Origin of the sequence: Paenibacillus sp. RUD330 (assembly GCF_002243345.2) — a bacterium.
In the GTDB taxonomy this organism is placed as follows: domain Bacteria; phylum Bacillota; class Bacilli; order Paenibacillales; family Paenibacillaceae; genus Paenibacillus_O.
In genome coordinates, this window is the sequence record NZ_CP022655.2 from 954994 (window position 1) to 971567 (window position 16574).

The 16574-nt window shown below is 59.6% G+C and carries 11 protein-coding genes and 1 pseudogene; 10 read left to right on the plus strand and 2 right to left on the minus strand.

Features of this window, described 5'->3' with window-relative positions:
* Window positions 1-196 precede the first annotated feature (196 nt).
* The 4 genes and pseudogenes from CIC07_RS04285 (at window position 197) to CIC07_RS04300 (ending at window position 7676) form a co-directional block, all read left to right on the plus strand.
* Window positions 197-3505, plus strand: coding sequence for a DEAD/DEAH box helicase (locus tag CIC07_RS04285; protein ID WP_076358692.1), 3309 nt, complete (start codon window positions 197-199; stop codon window positions 3503-3505).
* A 179-nt stretch (window positions 3506-3684) separates the two neighbouring features.
* Window positions 3685-5361 (plus strand): glycoside hydrolase family 13 protein, encoded by a 1677-nt coding sequence (locus CIC07_RS04290; protein ID WP_076358693.1) that lies wholly within the window; start codon window positions 3685-3687, stop codon window positions 5359-5361.
* Window positions 5362-5504: 143 nt separating this feature from the next.
* Window positions 5505-6485: an aldo/keto reductase gene (locus CIC07_RS04295; RefSeq protein WP_076358694.1), complete on the plus strand. Its 981-nt coding sequence runs from the start codon at window positions 5505-5507 to the stop codon at window positions 6483-6485.
* 62 nt (window positions 6486-6547) lie between these two features.
* Window positions 6548-7676 (plus strand): annotated as a pseudogene (locus tag CIC07_RS04300) (MFS transporter).
* 88 nt (window positions 7677-7764) lie between these two features.
* Here the strand turns inward: CIC07_RS04300 and CIC07_RS04305 are convergent.
* Both CIC07_RS04305 and CIC07_RS04310 read right to left on the minus strand, forming a co-directional pair.
* Window positions 7765-8274, minus strand: a complete 510-nt coding sequence (locus CIC07_RS04305; protein WP_076358695.1) for a hypothetical protein — start codon at window positions 8272-8274, stop codon at window positions 7765-7767.
* A gap of 223 nt (window positions 8275-8497) precedes the next feature.
* Entirely contained in the window at window positions 8498-9424 is a 927-nt protein-coding gene (locus CIC07_RS04310) for a hypothetical protein (protein WP_076358696.1), read from the minus strand.
* Between the two features lie 546 nt (window positions 9425-9970).
* Between CIC07_RS04310 and CIC07_RS04315 the strand changes: the two genes are divergently transcribed.
* The 6 genes from CIC07_RS04315 (at window position 9971) to CIC07_RS04340 (ending at window position 16549) form a co-directional block, all read left to right on the plus strand.
* Window positions 9971-11389, plus strand: coding sequence for an ABC transporter substrate-binding protein (locus tag CIC07_RS04315; RefSeq protein ID WP_083688530.1), 1419 nt, complete (start codon window positions 9971-9973; stop codon window positions 11387-11389).
* 53 nt (window positions 11390-11442) lie between these two features.
* On the plus strand, window positions 11443-12327 hold the full coding sequence (locus tag CIC07_RS04320) for a carbohydrate ABC transporter permease (protein ID WP_076358698.1): 885 nt from the start codon (window positions 11443-11445) through the stop codon (window positions 12325-12327).
* Window positions 12321-13211 (plus strand): carbohydrate ABC transporter permease, encoded by an 891-nt coding sequence (locus CIC07_RS04325; RefSeq protein WP_442953359.1) that lies wholly within the window; start codon window positions 12321-12323, stop codon window positions 13209-13211. The genes CIC07_RS04320 and CIC07_RS04325 overlap by 7 nt, the downstream gene beginning before the upstream one ends.
* 110 nt (window positions 13212-13321) lie before the next feature.
* Window positions 13322-15019: a DUF4127 family protein gene (locus tag CIC07_RS04330; RefSeq protein WP_076358700.1), complete on the plus strand. Its 1698-nt coding sequence runs from the start codon at window positions 13322-13324 to the stop codon at window positions 15017-15019.
* Window positions 15020-15023: 4 nt separating this feature from the next.
* Window positions 15024-15710 (plus strand): N-acetylmannosamine-6-phosphate 2-epimerase, encoded by a 687-nt coding sequence (locus CIC07_RS04335; protein WP_175619208.1) that lies wholly within the window; start codon window positions 15024-15026, stop codon window positions 15708-15710.
* Between the two features lie 2 nt (window positions 15711-15712).
* A complete protein-coding gene (locus CIC07_RS04340) occupies window positions 15713-16549 on the plus strand; it encodes a MurR/RpiR family transcriptional regulator (protein ID WP_076358701.1) in 837 nt (278 codons plus the stop codon).
* The last annotated feature ends 25 nt before the right edge of the window (window positions 16550-16574 follow it).

Consider the following 16574-nt stretch of genomic DNA (forward strand, 5'->3'; position numbering starts at 1 on the left):
TCTTTGTTATCGTTTGCTTGGGATTGACAAGGATATTATTAGCAAGCTCGTTCAGCAAGGGAAATGGAATCGCTGCTAAATGGCCGCGAAGCCGCTTCCAGGAGAATGCGGTTGGCCGCCGTTCTCCTGTCCAAACCAGGCATGGTATGATGGAGTCTGACCAAACCAGACATCATGAAGGAGGCCGCCGAAGGACATGAACCAGCCGGCACCGGTCCTGACCGAAGCGATGATCCAAAATCTGTGCGGCAGCCTTTCCTTCGGGAAGGGCCGGACGCTCTACAATAACGGCAAGGTGCTGCTGGCCGATATGGCTGCGGACGGCAGCCGGGTCGAGGCTCTCGTCCAGGACAAGCCGCAGAGCCATGTGTCCGTCCGCGCCGGGTCGGGAGGCCGGCTGGAGGCGTCCTGCTCCTCTTGCCCGCCATTGGGCTCTTATGTCAAAGGCTGCAAGCATGTGGCGGCGGTGCTCGTAGCCGTCAAGGAGCGGCTCCATGACGGCGGCGGGGAGCCTGGACGCCGGCGGAGCGCAGGGAAGAAGCCTGCTGCCGGCGCCCAGGCGCCTCCGTCCGGCGTGGACAAGCTGCTGCAGCTGTTCAACGCGGCAGCGGCGCCGGCCGCTCCCGGACTGGCGGAGCGGCTGGTGGACTCGCGCCGGCTGACGCGGGCGGAGCTTGTCTGCGCGCCGGTCCTGCTGGACGGCGGCTTGCGCCTGCTCGGCATCGCCTTGTCGGTCGCGGACGGGCGCGGCCTGCGGCCCGTGCGGCGGATCCGCGAGTTCCTGCTGCGCATCGGCGCTGGAGCGGCGGCCGACCCGGCCGAGACGGGCGCCGCGTTCGATCCGCAGCAGCAGCGCTTTCCTGCCGGGCAGGAGGCGCTGCTGCGCCTGCTCGCGGAGACGGCCGGCACGGAGGCGCTGTACCGGCAGCCATCGGGGCAGGCCGGCGATGCCGCCGCAAGCGCTCTGCCGGAGAGCGTGCTTCCGGTGCCGCCTGCCGTTTGGCCCCGCCTGCAGCCGCTGCTGCTGCTGGCGACGGGCTTGAAGCTGGAGCATCGGGGAGCCGCCTACGATGGGCTGCGCGAGGGCGACGGAGCTCCGGAGCTCGGCTTCCGGCTGGAGGAGGCGGGGCATGGCGAATACGGGCTGCGGGCCGACGGACTGGCCGCCGTCACCGCCTTTCCTGCTTATGCCGCCGCTCTGCAGGGCAACTCGCTCCACCGGCTCGAACCGCAGCAGGCCGTGCGGCTGGACGAGCTGCAGCGGCTGCTGGCCGACGCGCCGGATGGAAGGCTGGCCGTTCCGGAGGATCAGCTGGAGGCGCTTGCCGCCGGCGTGCTGCCGGAGCTGGCGAAGCTCGGCAGCGTGAAGCTGGACGCCCGCCTGGAGGAGAGGATGATCCGTCATCCGCTCAAAGCCCGGCTGTATTTGGATCGAGTGCGCGACAAGCTGCTCGCCGCCCTTGAATTCCAATACGGGGAAATCGTCTTCAATCCGCTGGAGGATCTGCGCCAGAGAGGGACGGGAGCGATTCTGATCCGCGATCCCGAGCGGGAGGCCGAGATCTTCCGGGTGCTGGAGGAGGACAAGCCCGCCTCCACGGACGCCGGTTATTTCCTCTCGGGGGAAGAGGAGGAATACCGATTCCTCTACCGCACCGTGCCCAAGCTGGAGAAGCTGCTGCAGCTCTACGCGACGAATGCGGTCCGCATCCGCATGCCGTCGAGCACGGCTCCGCCGCAGGTGCGGGTTGAGGTCGACGAGCGGACCGACTGGCTGGAATTCCGCTTCTCGATGGACGGAGTGCCGTCCGAGGAGGTCCGCCATCTGGTGGAGGCGGTTCAGGAACGAAAGCCTTACTACAGGCTGCCTTCTGGAGCATTCGTTTCCCTGGAAGGCGACCGTTTCGCCGGGATGATCCGGATCATCCAGGACACGGGCATGGCAAGCCGGATCGGCCTGGACGGATCGTTCAAGCTGCCGCTGCTTCAGGGGCTGCCCATGCTTCACCATGCTTCCGGCGAGGATGCGGGCATGCGGTTCGGTCCCGCCTTGCATAAGCTGGCGGAGGATCTCCGCCATCCGGAGCGATTGGAGTTCCCGTTGCCGGAATCGCTGGAGAACGTGCTGCGCGACTATCAGAAGACCGGCTTCCGCTGGTTCAAGACGCTGGCCCATTACGGCCTTGGAGGCATTCTGGCTGACGACATGGGGCTGGGAAAAACGCTGCAGGCGATCTCCTTCCTCGTCTCCGTGCTGCCCGAGATCCGGGAGAGCGGGCAGCCGGCTCTCGTCGTCTGCCCGTCCTCGCTGCTGTACAACTGGAGCTCCGAGCTGGAGCGCTTCGCTCCAGGCATGCGCGCCGTCATCGCCGACGGCTCCAGGAAGGAGCGCAGCGCCAAGCTGTCCCGGCTGGGCGGCGTCGACGTCGTCATCGCCTCCTATCCGCTGGTAAGGCTGGATACGGCCGATTATGACGCGCTTGCGTTCCATACGCTCATCCTGGACGAGGCGCAGATGATCAAGAACGATGTCACGAGCACGGCGCGGGCGGTCAAGCGGTTGAATGCGCGCCATCGGTTCGCTCTGTCCGGCACGCCGCTGGAGAACCGCTTGACCGAGCTGTGGTCGATCTGCGAGGCCGTGCTGCCGGGGCTGTTCGGCAGCCGCCGCGAGTTCCAGGAGCTGCGCAGCGGGGAGGTGGCGCGGATGATCCGGCCGTTCCTGCTCCGCAGGCTCAAGCGCGACGTGCTGAGCGAGCTGCCGGACAAGATCGAGACGATGCTGAAGACCGACCTGCTGCCGGAGCAGAAGAGGCTGTACGCCAGCTATCTGGTGAAGCTGCGGGCGGAGGCTCTGAAGCATATGGCCGAGGGCATTTTCGAGCTGAAGAAGATCCGCATTCTGGCGGGGCTGACCCGCCTGCGGCAGATCTGCAACCATCCGGCCGTGTTCGTGGAGGACTACGCCGGCGGCTCGGCCAAGTTCGACCAGCTGATGGATCTCGTGCGGGATTGCCGGCTGAGCGGCCGCAGGCCGCTCGTCTTCTCGCAGTACACCGGCATGCTGGACATGATCCGGCGGCGGCTGACGGAGCAGGGCGTGTCCACGTTCCTGCTCGAGGGCAGCACTCCGGCCCGCGAGAGGGTGGAAATCTGCCGCCGCTTCAACGCCGGCGAGCGCGACGTCTGCCTGCTCTCGCTCAAGGCCGGCGGCACCGGCCTCAACCTGACCGGCGCCGATACGGTCATCCTGTACGACCTGTGGTGGAACCCGGCGTCCGAGCAGCAGGCGATGGACCGGGCGCACCGGATCGGCCAGGACAAGACGGTGCAGGTGTTCCGGCTCGTCGCCCGCGGCACGATCGAGGAGCGCATGCACGACATGCAGCAGCGCAAGCGCCGTCTCGCCGAGGAAGTCATCCAAGGAACAGCGGAGGCCGATATGCCGCTGCTCAATCAGGACGACATCCGGGAGCTGCTGGCGCTGCCGGAGGGGACTTCTTAGTCCCGCAAGCCGAAGGAGCGGGCCGATCTCGTCGTCGAGGGCGTCTGATCCGGAACCTGACGTTGGGAACGGCTCCGATCGGGTAAGAATAGAAGCAGAAGCGTTCCGGAACCGGAGCGCGGCTGCTTCTATTTCCGTTTGGAGCATAGAGCGGAACCTTACCGACAGGAGGCTGGCAGATGAAGCGAGCATGGTGGAAGGAAAGCGTCGTCTATCAGATTTATCCCCGCAGTTTCCAGGACAGCAACGGAGACGGCATCGGCGACATCCCGGGAATCGTGTCCCGGCTGGATTATTTGCAGGAGCTCGGCGTCGACGTCGTCTGGCTCTGTCCCGTCTACGAATCTCCGAACGACGACAACGGGTATGACATCAGCGATTACCGCCGCATCATGGATGAATTCGGCACGCTCGAGGACTGGGAGAAGCTGCTGGAGGATCTGCATGCCCGCGGCATGAAGCTGATCATGGATCTCGTCGTGAACCACAGTTCGGACGAGCACGCCTGGTTCATGGAATCCCGCAAGTCCCGGGACAACGGCTATCGCGATTACTATATTTGGCGGGACGGCAAAAACGGAGCGGAGCCGAACAACTGGTCGAGCTTCTTCAGCGGTTCCGCATGGGCATACGACGGGGAGACGGATCAATATTACCTGCATCTGTTCTCCTCCAAGCAGCCCGATCTCAACTGGGAGAACGGGAAGGTCCGCCGCGAGGTGTACGATATGATGGCCTGGTGGCTGGACAAGGGCATCGACGGCTTCCGGATGGATGTCATCAACCTGATCTCCAAGATGCCGGGACTGCCGGACGCGCCTGGAGAAGGGCGCTACAGCTTCGGCGCCGATTCTTTCATGAACGGCCCTAGGGTGCACGAATATTTGCAGGAAATGAACCGCGAGGTGCTGTCCCGCTACGACATCATGACGGTGGGAGAGACGCCGGGCGTGACGCCGGAGCAGGCGGCTCTGTACGTCGGCGAGGACCGGGGAGAGCTGAACATGGTGTTCCAGTTCGAGCATATGGACCTCGATTCCGGGCCCGGCGGCAAATGGGATGTGCAGCCTTGGAGGCTGACGGAATTCAAGCGCGTCATGGGAAAATGGCAGCTGGAGCTGCAGGACAGGGGCTGGAACAGCCTGTACCTGAACAACCACGACCAGCCGCGGATGGTATCCCGCTTCGGCGACGACAAGGACTATCGCAAGCAGTCCGCGAAAATGCTGGGCACGCTGCTGCACACGCTGCAGGGAACGCCCTATATCTATCAGGGCGAGGAGCTCGGCATGACCAACGTCCGGTTCGGCTCCATCGGGGAGTACCGGGATATCGAGACGCTGAACATGTATAAGGAAGCGACTCAGGCCGGACGCCCGGTGGAGGCTGTCATGGCTTCCATTTACAGCAAAGGGAGAGACAATGCCCGCACGCCTATGCAGTGGGACGGATCCGCTCACGGAGGCTTCACGACCGGCACGCCATGGATCGCGTCCAACCCCGATTACACGGAGATCAACGCGGAGGAAGCGCGCAGCGATCCGGATTCCATTTTCCATTATTACCGCCGGCTGATCGCCCTGCGCAAGCGGCATGATGTCATCGTCTACGGCAAGTACGAGGCGCTGCTCGAGGAGGACGAGCGGATCTATGCATATACGCGCACGCTGGATGGAGAGCGGCTGCTTGTGCTGCTGAACTTCTCCCGAGAGGATGCCAATTGCAGCCTGCCGGCAGCCATCCGATTCCAGACCGCCGAGCTTCTCATCGGCAATTACGGGGATGGAGCGGATCGCGATTGGCGCAACCTGAAGCTTCGACCTTATGAGGCGCTCGTCCTGCGCTTGCAGGGCTGACGGCAGCGTCATCGAGCATAGGATGGCGTTCCGATGGACGGGGAGAGCGAACCTTCTTTTCTTTCGGCTGCCTTTTCCGCTTGACTTGGAGTTCACTCCAAGGAGTATAGTCGAGCTATCTCTATTAAGGAGTGTGCCGACGCATGGACTATGTGAAACTTGGAAACACCGGCTTGGATGTATCCCGCATTTGCCTTGGCTGCATGGGCTTCGGCGACGCCGACCGCTGGATTCACAAGTGGGTGCTCGATGAGGAGAGCAGCCGTCACATCATCAAGAATGCCTTGGAGTTGGGTATTAATTTCTTTGATACGGCTAACGTATATTCGGGCGGAACCAGCGAAGAGATCGTCGGACGCGCTCTCAAGGATTTCGCGAATCGGGATGAGATCGTCATCGCGACGAAGGTGTATGGCCGCATGCATGAGGGCACCAATGGGGCCGGACTTTCCCGCAAGGCGATCATGAGCGAGATCGACAAAAGCCTGAAGCGTCTTGGAACCGATTACGTGGACCTGTACCAGATTCACCGCTGGGATTACCAGACGCCGATCGAAGAGACGATGGAAGCCATGCACGATGTCGTGAAGGCCGGCAAAGCCCGATACATAGGGGCCTCGGCCATGTATGCATGGCAATTCTTGAAGGCGCTTCATACAGCAGAGACTCGCGGATGGACCCGGTTCGTATCGATGCAGAACCATTTGAACCTCATTTATCGCGAAGAAGAGCGGGAGATGCTTCCTCTCTGCAGGGAGGAGAAAATCGGCGTGATTCCTTACAGTCCCCTGGCAGGCGGAAGGCTGACGAGAGATGCCGGGGAAACGACTCTTCGTTCCGAAACCGATCAGATCGCCAGACAAAAGTACGACGCCACCGCAGACGCCGACCGCTCGATCATCGATAAAGTCGCTTCCATAGCGGAAAAGCGCGGCGTCTCCCGCGTCCAGATCGCGCTGGCCTGGCTGCTGCAGAAGCAGCCCGTCACCGCTCCTATTGTCGGCGCCACCAAACTATCGCATCTCCAGGAGGCGGCCGCCGCTCTCTCGGTATCCTTGATGCCGGAGGAAATCGCGTCGCTGGAAGATCCGTATGTCCCTCATCGGGTCGTCGGAGCCCAATAAAATCGCTTGAGCGCAGGCAAGCGAGACTCGGAGAACGGATGACGTCTGGGGAGGGATGCGGCCTGGAGCGTTTATGGACGAAATCGTTCATTTTGTTGGCGATCGGCAATTTGTTCTTATTTGTCTCTTTTTATATGCTGTATCCGACGATGCCGCTCTTCATCCAGCAGATGGGGGGCAATGAATCGCAGGTCGGCCTGGCGATGGGAGCATTCATGCTGTCCGCCGTCGCTTTCCGTCCGCTTGTCGGAGGTTTGCTGGACCGGTACGGCAGGCGTCCGTTTATCGTCGGGGGCCTGATCCTGTTCACCGTGGCGATGTATATATACAACTTGGTCGGAGGGATCATCATGCTGATGGGTATTCGAATCCTGCATGGCATGACCTGGGCCGTTTCCGCGACGGCTACGATCTCCGCCGTTACGGACATCTTTCCGTCTGCCCGCCGCGGAGAAGGCATGGGGTGGTTCGGCACATCCACGACCTTGGCGATGGCGGTCGGCCCGATGGCGGGAATCGCATTTTGTTTTTATTGGCGGTGGCGCTCGCTGCTGCGGCTCTGCTCCTGATGGCCGGCGTCAGCCTGCCTTTTCAGCCGGCATCGGCGGCAAGGCGGATCGAATGGTTCGAAAAATCCGTGCTCCCCGTTGCAGGATCCGTATTCTTCCTGTTTGTCGCCTACGGCGGCATCACGACCTTCGTGCCGCTCTTCGCGAAATCGCTGCACGTCAATTCCGGCACGTTTTTCCTCGTCTTCGCCGCCGCGCTGGCGCTGAGCCGGCCACTCTCGGGGAAGCTGTCCGACCGTTTCGGCGAGATGGTCGTCATCCTGCCTGCCCTCGTGGTCACGGTCGGCGCTTTGACCGTCTTAAGCCTTTCCACGGGATTGTCGGCATCATCGTTTCGGCGGTTCTATACGGCATCGGCTTCGGATCCGCGCAGCCCGCTTTTCAGGCGGCGACGATCCGTCTGGCCCGTCAGGACCGTCTGGGGGGCGCCAATGCCTCCTTGACGGCTGCCAATGATCTCAGCATCGGACTGGGAGCGATCGCGCTGGGCTGGATTTCCCAGTATGCGAGCTACCAAGCCTTGTTCGCGGTCAGCGCCGGATCCGTTACGGTGTCCTTGATCCTCTTCATGTTTTTTGTGAACCGGTTGCTGCGGAAAACAAAAGAACCGGCGCTCCAATAGGACGCTTCGGGGGACTGACAAAGTCAACGCTAAGGAAACAGCCCGGGCATCCGGGCTGTTTTTTTCTGGTCCAGATCTGGATAATGTTTTATGAGTTAGAGTAAATCACTTTTCCAGATTGATCTTTTAATAAAATTCCAATGGGCAAATTTAATTTTTTGGGAACAATAAAGAAATATTGTTCCATGTATTTAATAATTCTAATATCACTATTCTCAACTCCATTTACATACAAGGTGAAATTTTCTTGGTTTTTTTGATTTATTTTTCCTATCAATACATTGAAGTTCATTTTATCGCCAATATTGGTTATATAATTCCATTCAAGATTAGATGAAGGTTCTTCAATTGAATTCATTGGATATGAGGCTGTACGGCTAATTTTTGAGCCTACTTTAATTATAAAGACATAATCACTGTCATCATTTGTATGTCCAAGCAGGACTTCGTAATCTGAGGTGGCGTAAACGGATGTAACGCTTTGCCTGTCAATATTTAAATCGCTATATTCCTTCAAATTTTTTTTATTCTGTAAAAAAAAATAAATTGAAATAATTACAACAGCCGTAACAGTAATAAAAATAATTCTCTTTTTCATACTTCTCCTTCCTTTCCCCTAGGAAAACAAAGGAGGAGCCCCTCCTTTCAGAGTGTCGAGAAATTCCGACGGACTTTCTCGACACTTTTATTTCTTCTTTAAAGAAAATCGATTTAAAATGCCCTAAAAGAAAAGTCACAGGGTTGTTTCCAGGCCCTGATTCAATGCTCCGAAAAACAAGGGGGGCTCAAAAGCTTGAGAGAAGGAGGCCCCCTCCTTCTGTTTATACTTTGAAAGCTTTGCTAGTTGGTTTAGTCCATGAAGATCCTTGACTGGCCCATGAAAAACCGACTCCGCCGCCACCAATTGATATGCCGTTAACAGATGTGCTGTCCCATGTGTGAGCTGTGCTGGCCTGAAAGCTAATTGTTTGACCCAATGGTGTTCCGCCTACGAAAGAAAAGGTAATCCATCCTAGGCGTCTGTGAGAATCATACTCTTTTGGAGCGATTAGAGGGGCGTTTGCATAGACTCTATCCTGCCAAGCCCAGCCAGCACCTCTTGCGTTAAGAGTGCTGATGTTGGAGGAATGGTCATCGTCGGTAGCTAAATCATCGTGTAGTGTCCAAAATCCGGACGTCATTATGTTTATATCTTTATGCAATGACGCAAGCCCAAAGCCATCGTCCCCTCCAAGATTGTACCACTTATAATAAGGAGAGCAGAAGCATTCCGAGGCCCAATCTTTTCCTGAGTCAAACTGTCCTTGTGCTTCCCATACATAGTTCCCCGTTGAGGTATCTTTGTAGAACATTTGAACGTCCCAATTAAAATCGCTGTTAGATGAAGCCATAGGAGCAACAACAGGATTGAATTCCGTCACTTTTTCAAGACCAATTTCTTTGGCTCTATCTTCAATGTTCTTTACTTCAGATTTCGCGCTACTGATATCCGCAGAGATTCCGGCCTTCTGTGCAGTCGTCAATTTTCCTTGAGCCTTAGCTTGTGCTAGGAAAAATTCAGTTAATTCATCATTACGTTTCTCGAGTTTTTCTTTTTCCGCCGCCGGCAGCTTTGTTAGATCAACTTGGCCACCGGTAGACTCTGTAGCATAAGTAATATTCTTGATGCTTTCAGCATTTACGAACGGAACGGAAGTAAAAAGGGCAAGCGACATAGCCACAACAGCAATAATTTTGATTTTTTTCATGAATTTTCTGCTCCTTTAATTAAATTTATACAATCCGAATGAAAAAAACATCACCTCCAAGTTTATGGTTCTTAAAATGAATATTTAGATATATTTCCATTTAATAGTATATCTAATTTTTAAAAATTGGATAAATATTAGAAATTTTTAATAAACGTGTCGACCATGTTGGTTTATTTTTAAAATTTATATTAGTCAAACATTATAGGACAGCACCTGCCGGAGCTTAAGGGCACGCTCGCAGTCCATCCCAACCCTAAGGGAGCCGGAGGTTACCGCGAACGAGGCCACCATCAAGGTAGCCATAGACGCAGCTCGACTTCCTTCGATGTCCTATTCACCTTATGAAGAAAAAATTCTCCAGAAAAACCAGAAATTTTGGATAAAAATGCTTCTCAAAGCGGAGCTCTGTTGCTATACTCTAAGCAAGATTTGCCACTTCCACATTTTCCTCAACTTGGTTAAGAACGGCATGGTTTCTCTTTTCTCCCGTTTCTGCGTACTTGTCCTGCAAGTCTATGAAATCAAGAGAGGGTGACTCATGGTATGGTGAAGCAAGCAGTAGGCGAGGAACAGGCCGTCAAGCATCGCAAGGCGGCTCAAGCATCCCAACAACGTCCGTCATCCGCAGCGCTGCGCAAGGCCGCGACGGCGGGAACTTTGGGAGCGCTGCTCCTGCTGAGCGCCGCATGCGGCAACAACGGCAACAGCAGCGGGAACAACGGCGGAGCGGCATCGCCGGCCCCGACGTCCGGAGCCAGCACCGCTCCGAGCGGCAGCCCGGCCCCCGCCAAGGACGTGAAGCTGGAGTTCTGGACGATCTCCCTCCAGCCGAAGTTCAACGACTTCTTCAACAAGCTGATCGACCAGTACGAGCAGGGACATCCCGGCGTCACCATCGACTGGAAGGACTATCCGTACGACGCCATCCAGGCCAAGCTGCTCGCAACCGCAGGCGGCAGCAATTCTCCCGACGTCGTCAACCTCAACACGGAATTCGCCAGCCAGCTCGCCTCCAAGGGCGCTCTTGCCGACCTCAATCCGCTCATCGGCGACGAGGTGAAATCGAGCTTTTTCGACGGCATCTACAATTCCACCGTCTTTGACGGAAAAGCATACGCCCTGCCGTGGTATACCGGCACCCAAGTCCTCTACATGAACACCAATCTGGTCAAGAAGGCCGGGCTTGATCCCGCCAATCCTCCCAAAACCAAGGAGGAGCTCTATGAGTGGTCCAGGCAGATCAAGGCCAAGACGGGCGCTTCGGGGTACGCGACCCAGTTCGGCGCGAATATCCTCCCGAGCGAGGGCGTTCCGATCCTGGACGAGGCGCGGACCGGCGCAGCCTTCAATACGGATGCCGGCATAGCAGTCGTACAGCAGCTGAAAACCCTCGTGGACGAGGGCGTCATCGTCAAGGACGACGCCAAGTTCGACAAGCAGATCCAATATTACTCCAGCGAGCAGGTGGCGTTCGAGCTGTCCGGCCCATCCTTCATCAACTTCCTCAAGACATCCGCTCCGGATGTGTACAAAAACACGATCGCGGTGCCGCTGCCGACGGGCAAGGCGGATCTGCGCTATTCCAACTCCATGAACCTGGTTGTGCCGAAGGGCTCCAAGGACCCGCAGGCAGCGGCCGACTTCGCCGCCTTCGTCACGAACGCGGATAACCAGACCGCCTTCTCCAAGGATTCCAATACGCTGCCGGCGACGAAGAAATCGATCGAGGATCCGTTCTTCTCCGAATCCGACAATACGCTGGAATCCCAGGCCAAGATCGCTTCGGCGCAGAGCCTTGACAAGGCTCAGGAGTATTACCTGGGCATACCTGCAGCGGGCGACATCAATACCGCCGTCTCCAAGGAGCTGCAGAACATCATCCTGAACGGCGGCGACGTCAAGAAGGGACTGGATGCGGCGGCTGCCAAAGTGAACGAGGCCATCAAAGCCCCGGCCAAATGACCCCATGGCTGCCGGACCTCGCTACCTATCCTGATTAGGACGGTGAAAAGGAAATGCGCAGAAGAAGCCTCGCCTCCGATGCGCTTCCGGCCTGGAGCTTCATGGCTCCGGGCCTTCTCGTTATCGGAGTTTTTGTTTTGTTTCCCATCCTGTACAGCATCCCGCTCGCGCTGACCAACTACTCGGTGCTCGGCGAGACGGATTTCGTCGGCCTGGACAACTTCGTCAAGGCGTTCAAGGACGACAGCTTCATCGCCTCCCTCCGGAATTCGATGACGTACGTCCTCGTCGTTCCGGTGCTGCAGCTGCTGTCGATTCTGATGGCGATCCTCGTCAACAGCCGCATTCCGGGCATCAAGGCGTTCCGCGCCGCCTACTACATTCCGGTCGTCACCTCGATGGTCGCCGTCGCGCTCATGTGGAACTGGCTGCTCAGCCAGAACGGCCTCGTCAACTACATCCTGATGGAGCTCGGCATCATCCGGGAGAAGATCGGCTGGCTCTCGACCAGCTCGACCGCTCTCTATGTGCTCATGTTCATCACCTTGTGGAAAGGGCTCGGCTATTACATGATGCTGTATCTGGCCGGCCTTCAGGCGATTCCCGCCGATCTGTACGAGGCGGCGATCGTGGACGGAGCTACAGCGGCCCAGCGGATCCGCCATATCACCATTCCGCTGCTGCGTCCGTACGTCTTCTTCTGCAGCCTGATTTCCCTCATGGGCGCCATCCGCGTCTTCGACGAGATGTTCGTGCTGACGAACGGAGGACCGGGCAATGCGACGCTGACCTCCAGCCTCTACATTTACCAGGAGGGCATCACCAAGCTGAATTACGGGTATGCCTCGGCGCTCGGGCTGATCGTCAGCGTCATTGTCGGCGTCGTCAGCGTCATCGTATTCCGGGTCAATCAGAAAGGCGGGGTGAATCCATATTGATGAATCCACCGAGTATGGACCGCTCCGTCCAAAGCCTGGAACGGAATGCCCGGCGCAGCAGGCAGCCGCGCCGCATGCTGACGCTGGCGGTCGGCTACCTGCTTCTGCTGCTGCTGGCCTTGTTCATGATGGGGCCGTTTCTCTGGCTGCTCAGCGTGTCCCTCATGCCGGGGAAGAACGTGTTCGCCTTCCCGCCGCCGATCTTCCCGACCTTCGTCAAGCTGACCAACTACACGGAGGTTTGGGGCTTCATCAATTTTCCCAAATACATCGGCAATACGCTGATCATCACCGCGCTCGGCCTCGCGCTCAACCTGGTGCTGTCGCTGACGACCGCCTATCCTCTGGCCAAAATGCGCTTCAAGGGACGCTCGCTCGTCTTCGCGATCCTCGTCTCCACGATGATCATTCCGTCGTCGACGGCGCTCATCGTCCATTACCTGACGATCGGCTGGCTCGGCCTCATCGGATCCTATATCGGCGTCGTGCTTCCGTCGGCCGTGTCCGTCTTCAACATCTTCCTGATGCGGCAGACGTTCATGGGCGTGCCCGACGACATCCGCGACTCCGGCAAGATCGACGGAGCTTCCGAGCTGCGGATCTTCCTGCGGCTCATGGTGCCGATGGTGAAGCCGGGCATTGCCGTCATTCTGCTGCTGGAATTCATGGCGTACTGGAACAACTTCCTCTGGCCGATCGTCGTGCTCGACGATCCCGGCAAGTATCCGCTCGCAGCGGCGCTGACGTATCTGAACGGCCAGTTCGCCTACAACTTCGGCTGGATCGCGGCCGGCACGATCCTGTCGGTGCTGCCGATCATCCTCGTGTTCCTGTTCACGCAGCGGTATTACATGGAAGGGATTTCGGGAGCGGTGAAAGGGTAGTGACGCATGGACGAGGACGCTCCGCCTGACCGGGGAGCGCAGGAGGCTCGGACAAGGCCGGCAGCGTCCGACCGAAGCCGCCATGCGGGAAGAAAGGAGCTGACGACGTTATGCATCCGACATCGGGCCCGAAGGCGAAGGTCGTATACCTGCCGCTGGACGAGCGCCCCTGCAACTACGATTTTCCTTGGCTGCTGTCGCGCGGGAGCGATCTGGAGCTAGTGCGCCCGCCGATGGAATGGATGGGCGACAAGAAGAAGCCTGGCCGCATCCGCGAGCTCGGCGACTGGCTGGAACGGGAGGCCGCGGACGCCGAGGCGGCGATCGTATCCATCGACACGCTGCTGTACGGCGGCATCGTCCCTTCCCGGCTGCACGGGCTTGGCGAGCACGAGGCCGCCGCTCCGCTGGAGAGGCTGCGCCGCATCCGCCAAAGCAATCCGACGCTCAAGCTGTACGCCTTCCACCTTCTGATGAGATGTCCCCGCTATTCCAGCTCCGACGAGGAGCCGGATTATTACGGGGAGTGGGGACGGGAGCTGTTCCTGCTCGGTTATTACGGCCACCGGGAAAGGCTGGGCGAGGCTTCGGCGGAGGAGCTGGCCGAGCTGGAGGCTATCCGCGGCCGGCTGCCGGGAGACGTCCGCGACGACTACCTGCAGCGCCGGGCGGTGAACGCCGCCGCCAACCGGGCTTCGCTGGAGCTGGCGGCGGACGGCACGCTCGATTTTCTCGCGCTGCCCCAGGACGACGCCGCTCCTTACGGCTGGACGGCGCTGGACCAGCAAGCGGTGCGGGAGCGGATCCGGGAGCTGGGAGCCGAGCTGCGGACGCTCATGTATCCGGGAGCGGACGAGGCGGGCTGCACGCTGCTCGCCCGGCTCGTCAACGCCAGGCACGATGCGGTCCCGCTCGTCTACCCGAGATATTCCAGCACGCGGGGGCCTCAGATCACGCCGCTGTACGAGGACCGCATGCTCGGCGAAAGCCTCAAGCTCCATATCCTTGCGGCGGGCGGCTTGCTTGCGGAGAGCGCTGCCGACGGTGATCTTCTCCTGCTTGTCAATTCGCCGGGAGACAGGATGGGCGAGGCGAACGGGCAGCTGAGCCCGGATGCCGGCTATGACGTGCAGAGGAGCGTAACGGAGCTGGCGGAGTACGGCCATTATGCGCTGAGCCGGCTGCGCAAGCCCGTGGCGGTCGCCGACGTCGCCTTCGCGAACGGAGGCGACCTGCAGCTGCTGAGGCTGCTCGGCAGGAAGGGCATGCTGCCCAGGCTGGCGGGAATCGCCGGCTGGAACACGAGCGCCAACTCCATCGGCACTGTGCTCGCGCAGCTGATGCTCTATGGCCGGTTCGGCTGCACGGGCAGCCACCTGGACTTCCTTGGCCTGCGCATCGCGGAGGACTACGGCTACTGCTCTGCCGTTCGCCGCCAGCTCGCCGACGGGCCGATCAAGGAGCTCGGCATGGACTATTTCGCCGTGGACGGACAGAGCGGCCGGGCTGCGGGCATGGTTCGGGAGGAGCTGGCCGGCTTCCTGGAAAGGGAGCTGGCCGGGAGCGGGCTTTCCGTGAAGATCCTGGATTGCCGGATGCCGTGGAGGCGGATGTTCGAGGTCGGGCTGTCCGTAACAGCCGGGACCGATGAAGGAAGGTCCGATGCAGACGTGACCGGTGCGGCCGGGGCGGTCCCGGCGGAAGGATGCGGGGAATCTGAACTCTCGGCTGCCGGACGGTCCGGCATGCGGGAACCGTCCATGGAGAAAGCGGCCTCAGCCGCCGACAACAACGAGGCAAGGGGATGACGGCATGACGTCTTTGTGGGGGAAGGTGAAGGGCGGGCTGATCGTCTCCTGCCAGGCGCTGGAGGGAGAGCCGCTGCACGGTGCGGGCATGATGGCGAGAATGGCGCTTGCGGCGGAGCAGGGAGGAGCCGCCGCCATCCGGGCCAACTCCGGCGCCGACGTGGCCGAGATCAAGAACGGTGTGGCCATACCGGTCATCGGCATCGTCAAGCGCGATTACCCCGGCTCTCCGGTCTACATCACGCCGACGATGAAGGAAGTGGATGAGCTGGCGGATGCGGGGGCGGACATGATCGCGTTCGACGCGACGCTCAGGCAGCGGCCGGGCGGCGTCACGGCGGAGCAGCTCGTCCGCTATATGCACGGCAGGGGGATTCCGGCGATGGCCGACATTTCCACGCTGGAGGAAGCTCTCGAAGCCGAGCGTGCAGGAGCCGATTGCGTCTCGACGACGCTTGCCGGCTATACGCCTTATTCGAGAAGCCTCGACGGCCCTGATTTCGAGCTGGTGGAGCAAGCGGCCTCCAGCCTGCGGATTCCGGTGTTCGCCGAAGGGCGGATCAGCGACCCGGGCCAGGTGGCCAAGCTGCTCGGCCTGGGAGCCTGCGCCGTCGTCGTCGGATCGGCGATCACCCGTCCCCAATTGATCACAGAGCGGTTCGCCGCAGCCGCGAGAAGGAGTGTCCGCTAGAGATGGATTTGAGATTGAAGGTCGGTTCCTATTATCCCTCCTTGACGAAGTCGGAGCAGAAGGTCGCCGACTATGTGCTGAACGCTTCGGAGGATATCATCTACCGCTCGGTGACGGAGCTCGCGGAGCTGTCCGCCGTCGGGGAAACGACGGTCATGCGGTTCTGCAGAGCGATCGGCTTCAAAGGATACCAGGATTTCAAGCTTGCGCTCGCCCAGGATTACAGCCCGCGCAGGCAGCAGGAGAGCGGCGGGCATTCCGATGCCACGCCGGATGATTACGCGGAGCTCGTCTACAGGGAGACCTCCTCGATTCTGGCCGATACGATGAGCCTGCTCGACCGCGCCAAGCTGGAGGAAGCGGTAGCCCGCATGGATGCGGCCGGCTACGTCCAGTTTTTCGGCGTCGGGGCATCGGGCATTACCGCGCTGGACGCCAAGAACCGGCTGCTGCGCATCGGCAGGCGCGCCGAAGCTGTGGCGGACGCCCATTTTCAGGCGATGATGGCCGTCACGATGGGCCCCGGGGACGTCGCCTTCGGAATCAGCCTCAGCGGCAGCACCCTCGACACGGTCGACATGCTGACCAAAGCCCGGCAGCAGGGAGCCTACGTCATCGCTGTGACCAACTACGCCAAATCGCCTATAACGGCGGCGGCCGATCTCGTGCTGCTCACGGCGGGCAAGGAATCTCCGCTTGAAGGAGGCTCCATCGGAGCGAAGATCTCGCAGCTTCTGCTGATCGACATGATCTGCGAGGGGCTGGCCCGGCTCGATCTCGCCCGTACGCGGGAGATGAAGGAACGGACGGCCAAGGCGGTCATCGAACGGATTTATTGACCTGGGACGGCGCTGCCTTCGCCAT

Coding starts and splice junctions, on each gene's coding strand:
- CIC07_RS04295 (WP_076358694.1), top strand. CDS start 5,505: ATGGACTATGTGAAACTTGGAAACACCGGCTTGGATGTATCCCGCATT.
- CIC07_RS04340 (WP_076358701.1), top strand. CDS start 15,713: ATGGATTTGAGATTGAAGGTCGGTTCCTATTATCCCTCCTTGACGAAG.
- CIC07_RS04330 (WP_076358700.1), top strand. CDS start 13,322: ATGCATCCGACATCGGGCCCGAAGGCGAAGGTCGTATACCTGCCGCTG.
- CIC07_RS04305 (WP_076358695.1), bottom strand. CDS start 8,274: ATGAAAAAGAGAATTATTTTTATTACTGTTACGGCTGTTGTAATTATT.
- CIC07_RS04315 (WP_083688530.1), top strand. CDS start 9,971: ATGGTGAAGCAAGCAGTAGGCGAGGAACAGGCCGTCAAGCATCGCAAG.
- CIC07_RS04310 (WP_076358696.1), bottom strand. CDS start 9,424: ATGAAAAAAATCAAAATTATTGCTGTTGTGGCTATGTCGCTTGCCCTT.
- CIC07_RS04320 (WP_076358698.1), top strand. CDS start 11,443: ATGCGCAGAAGAAGCCTCGCCTCCGATGCGCTTCCGGCCTGGAGCTTC.
- CIC07_RS04285 (WP_076358692.1), top strand. CDS start 197: ATGAACCAGCCGGCACCGGTCCTGACCGAAGCGATGATCCAAAATCTG.
- CIC07_RS04290 (WP_076358693.1), top strand. CDS start 3,685: ATGAAGCGAGCATGGTGGAAGGAAAGCGTCGTCTATCAGATTTATCCC.
- CIC07_RS04335 (WP_175619208.1), top strand. CDS start 15,024: ATGACGTCTTTGTGGGGGAAGGTGAAGGGCGGGCTGATCGTCTCCTGC.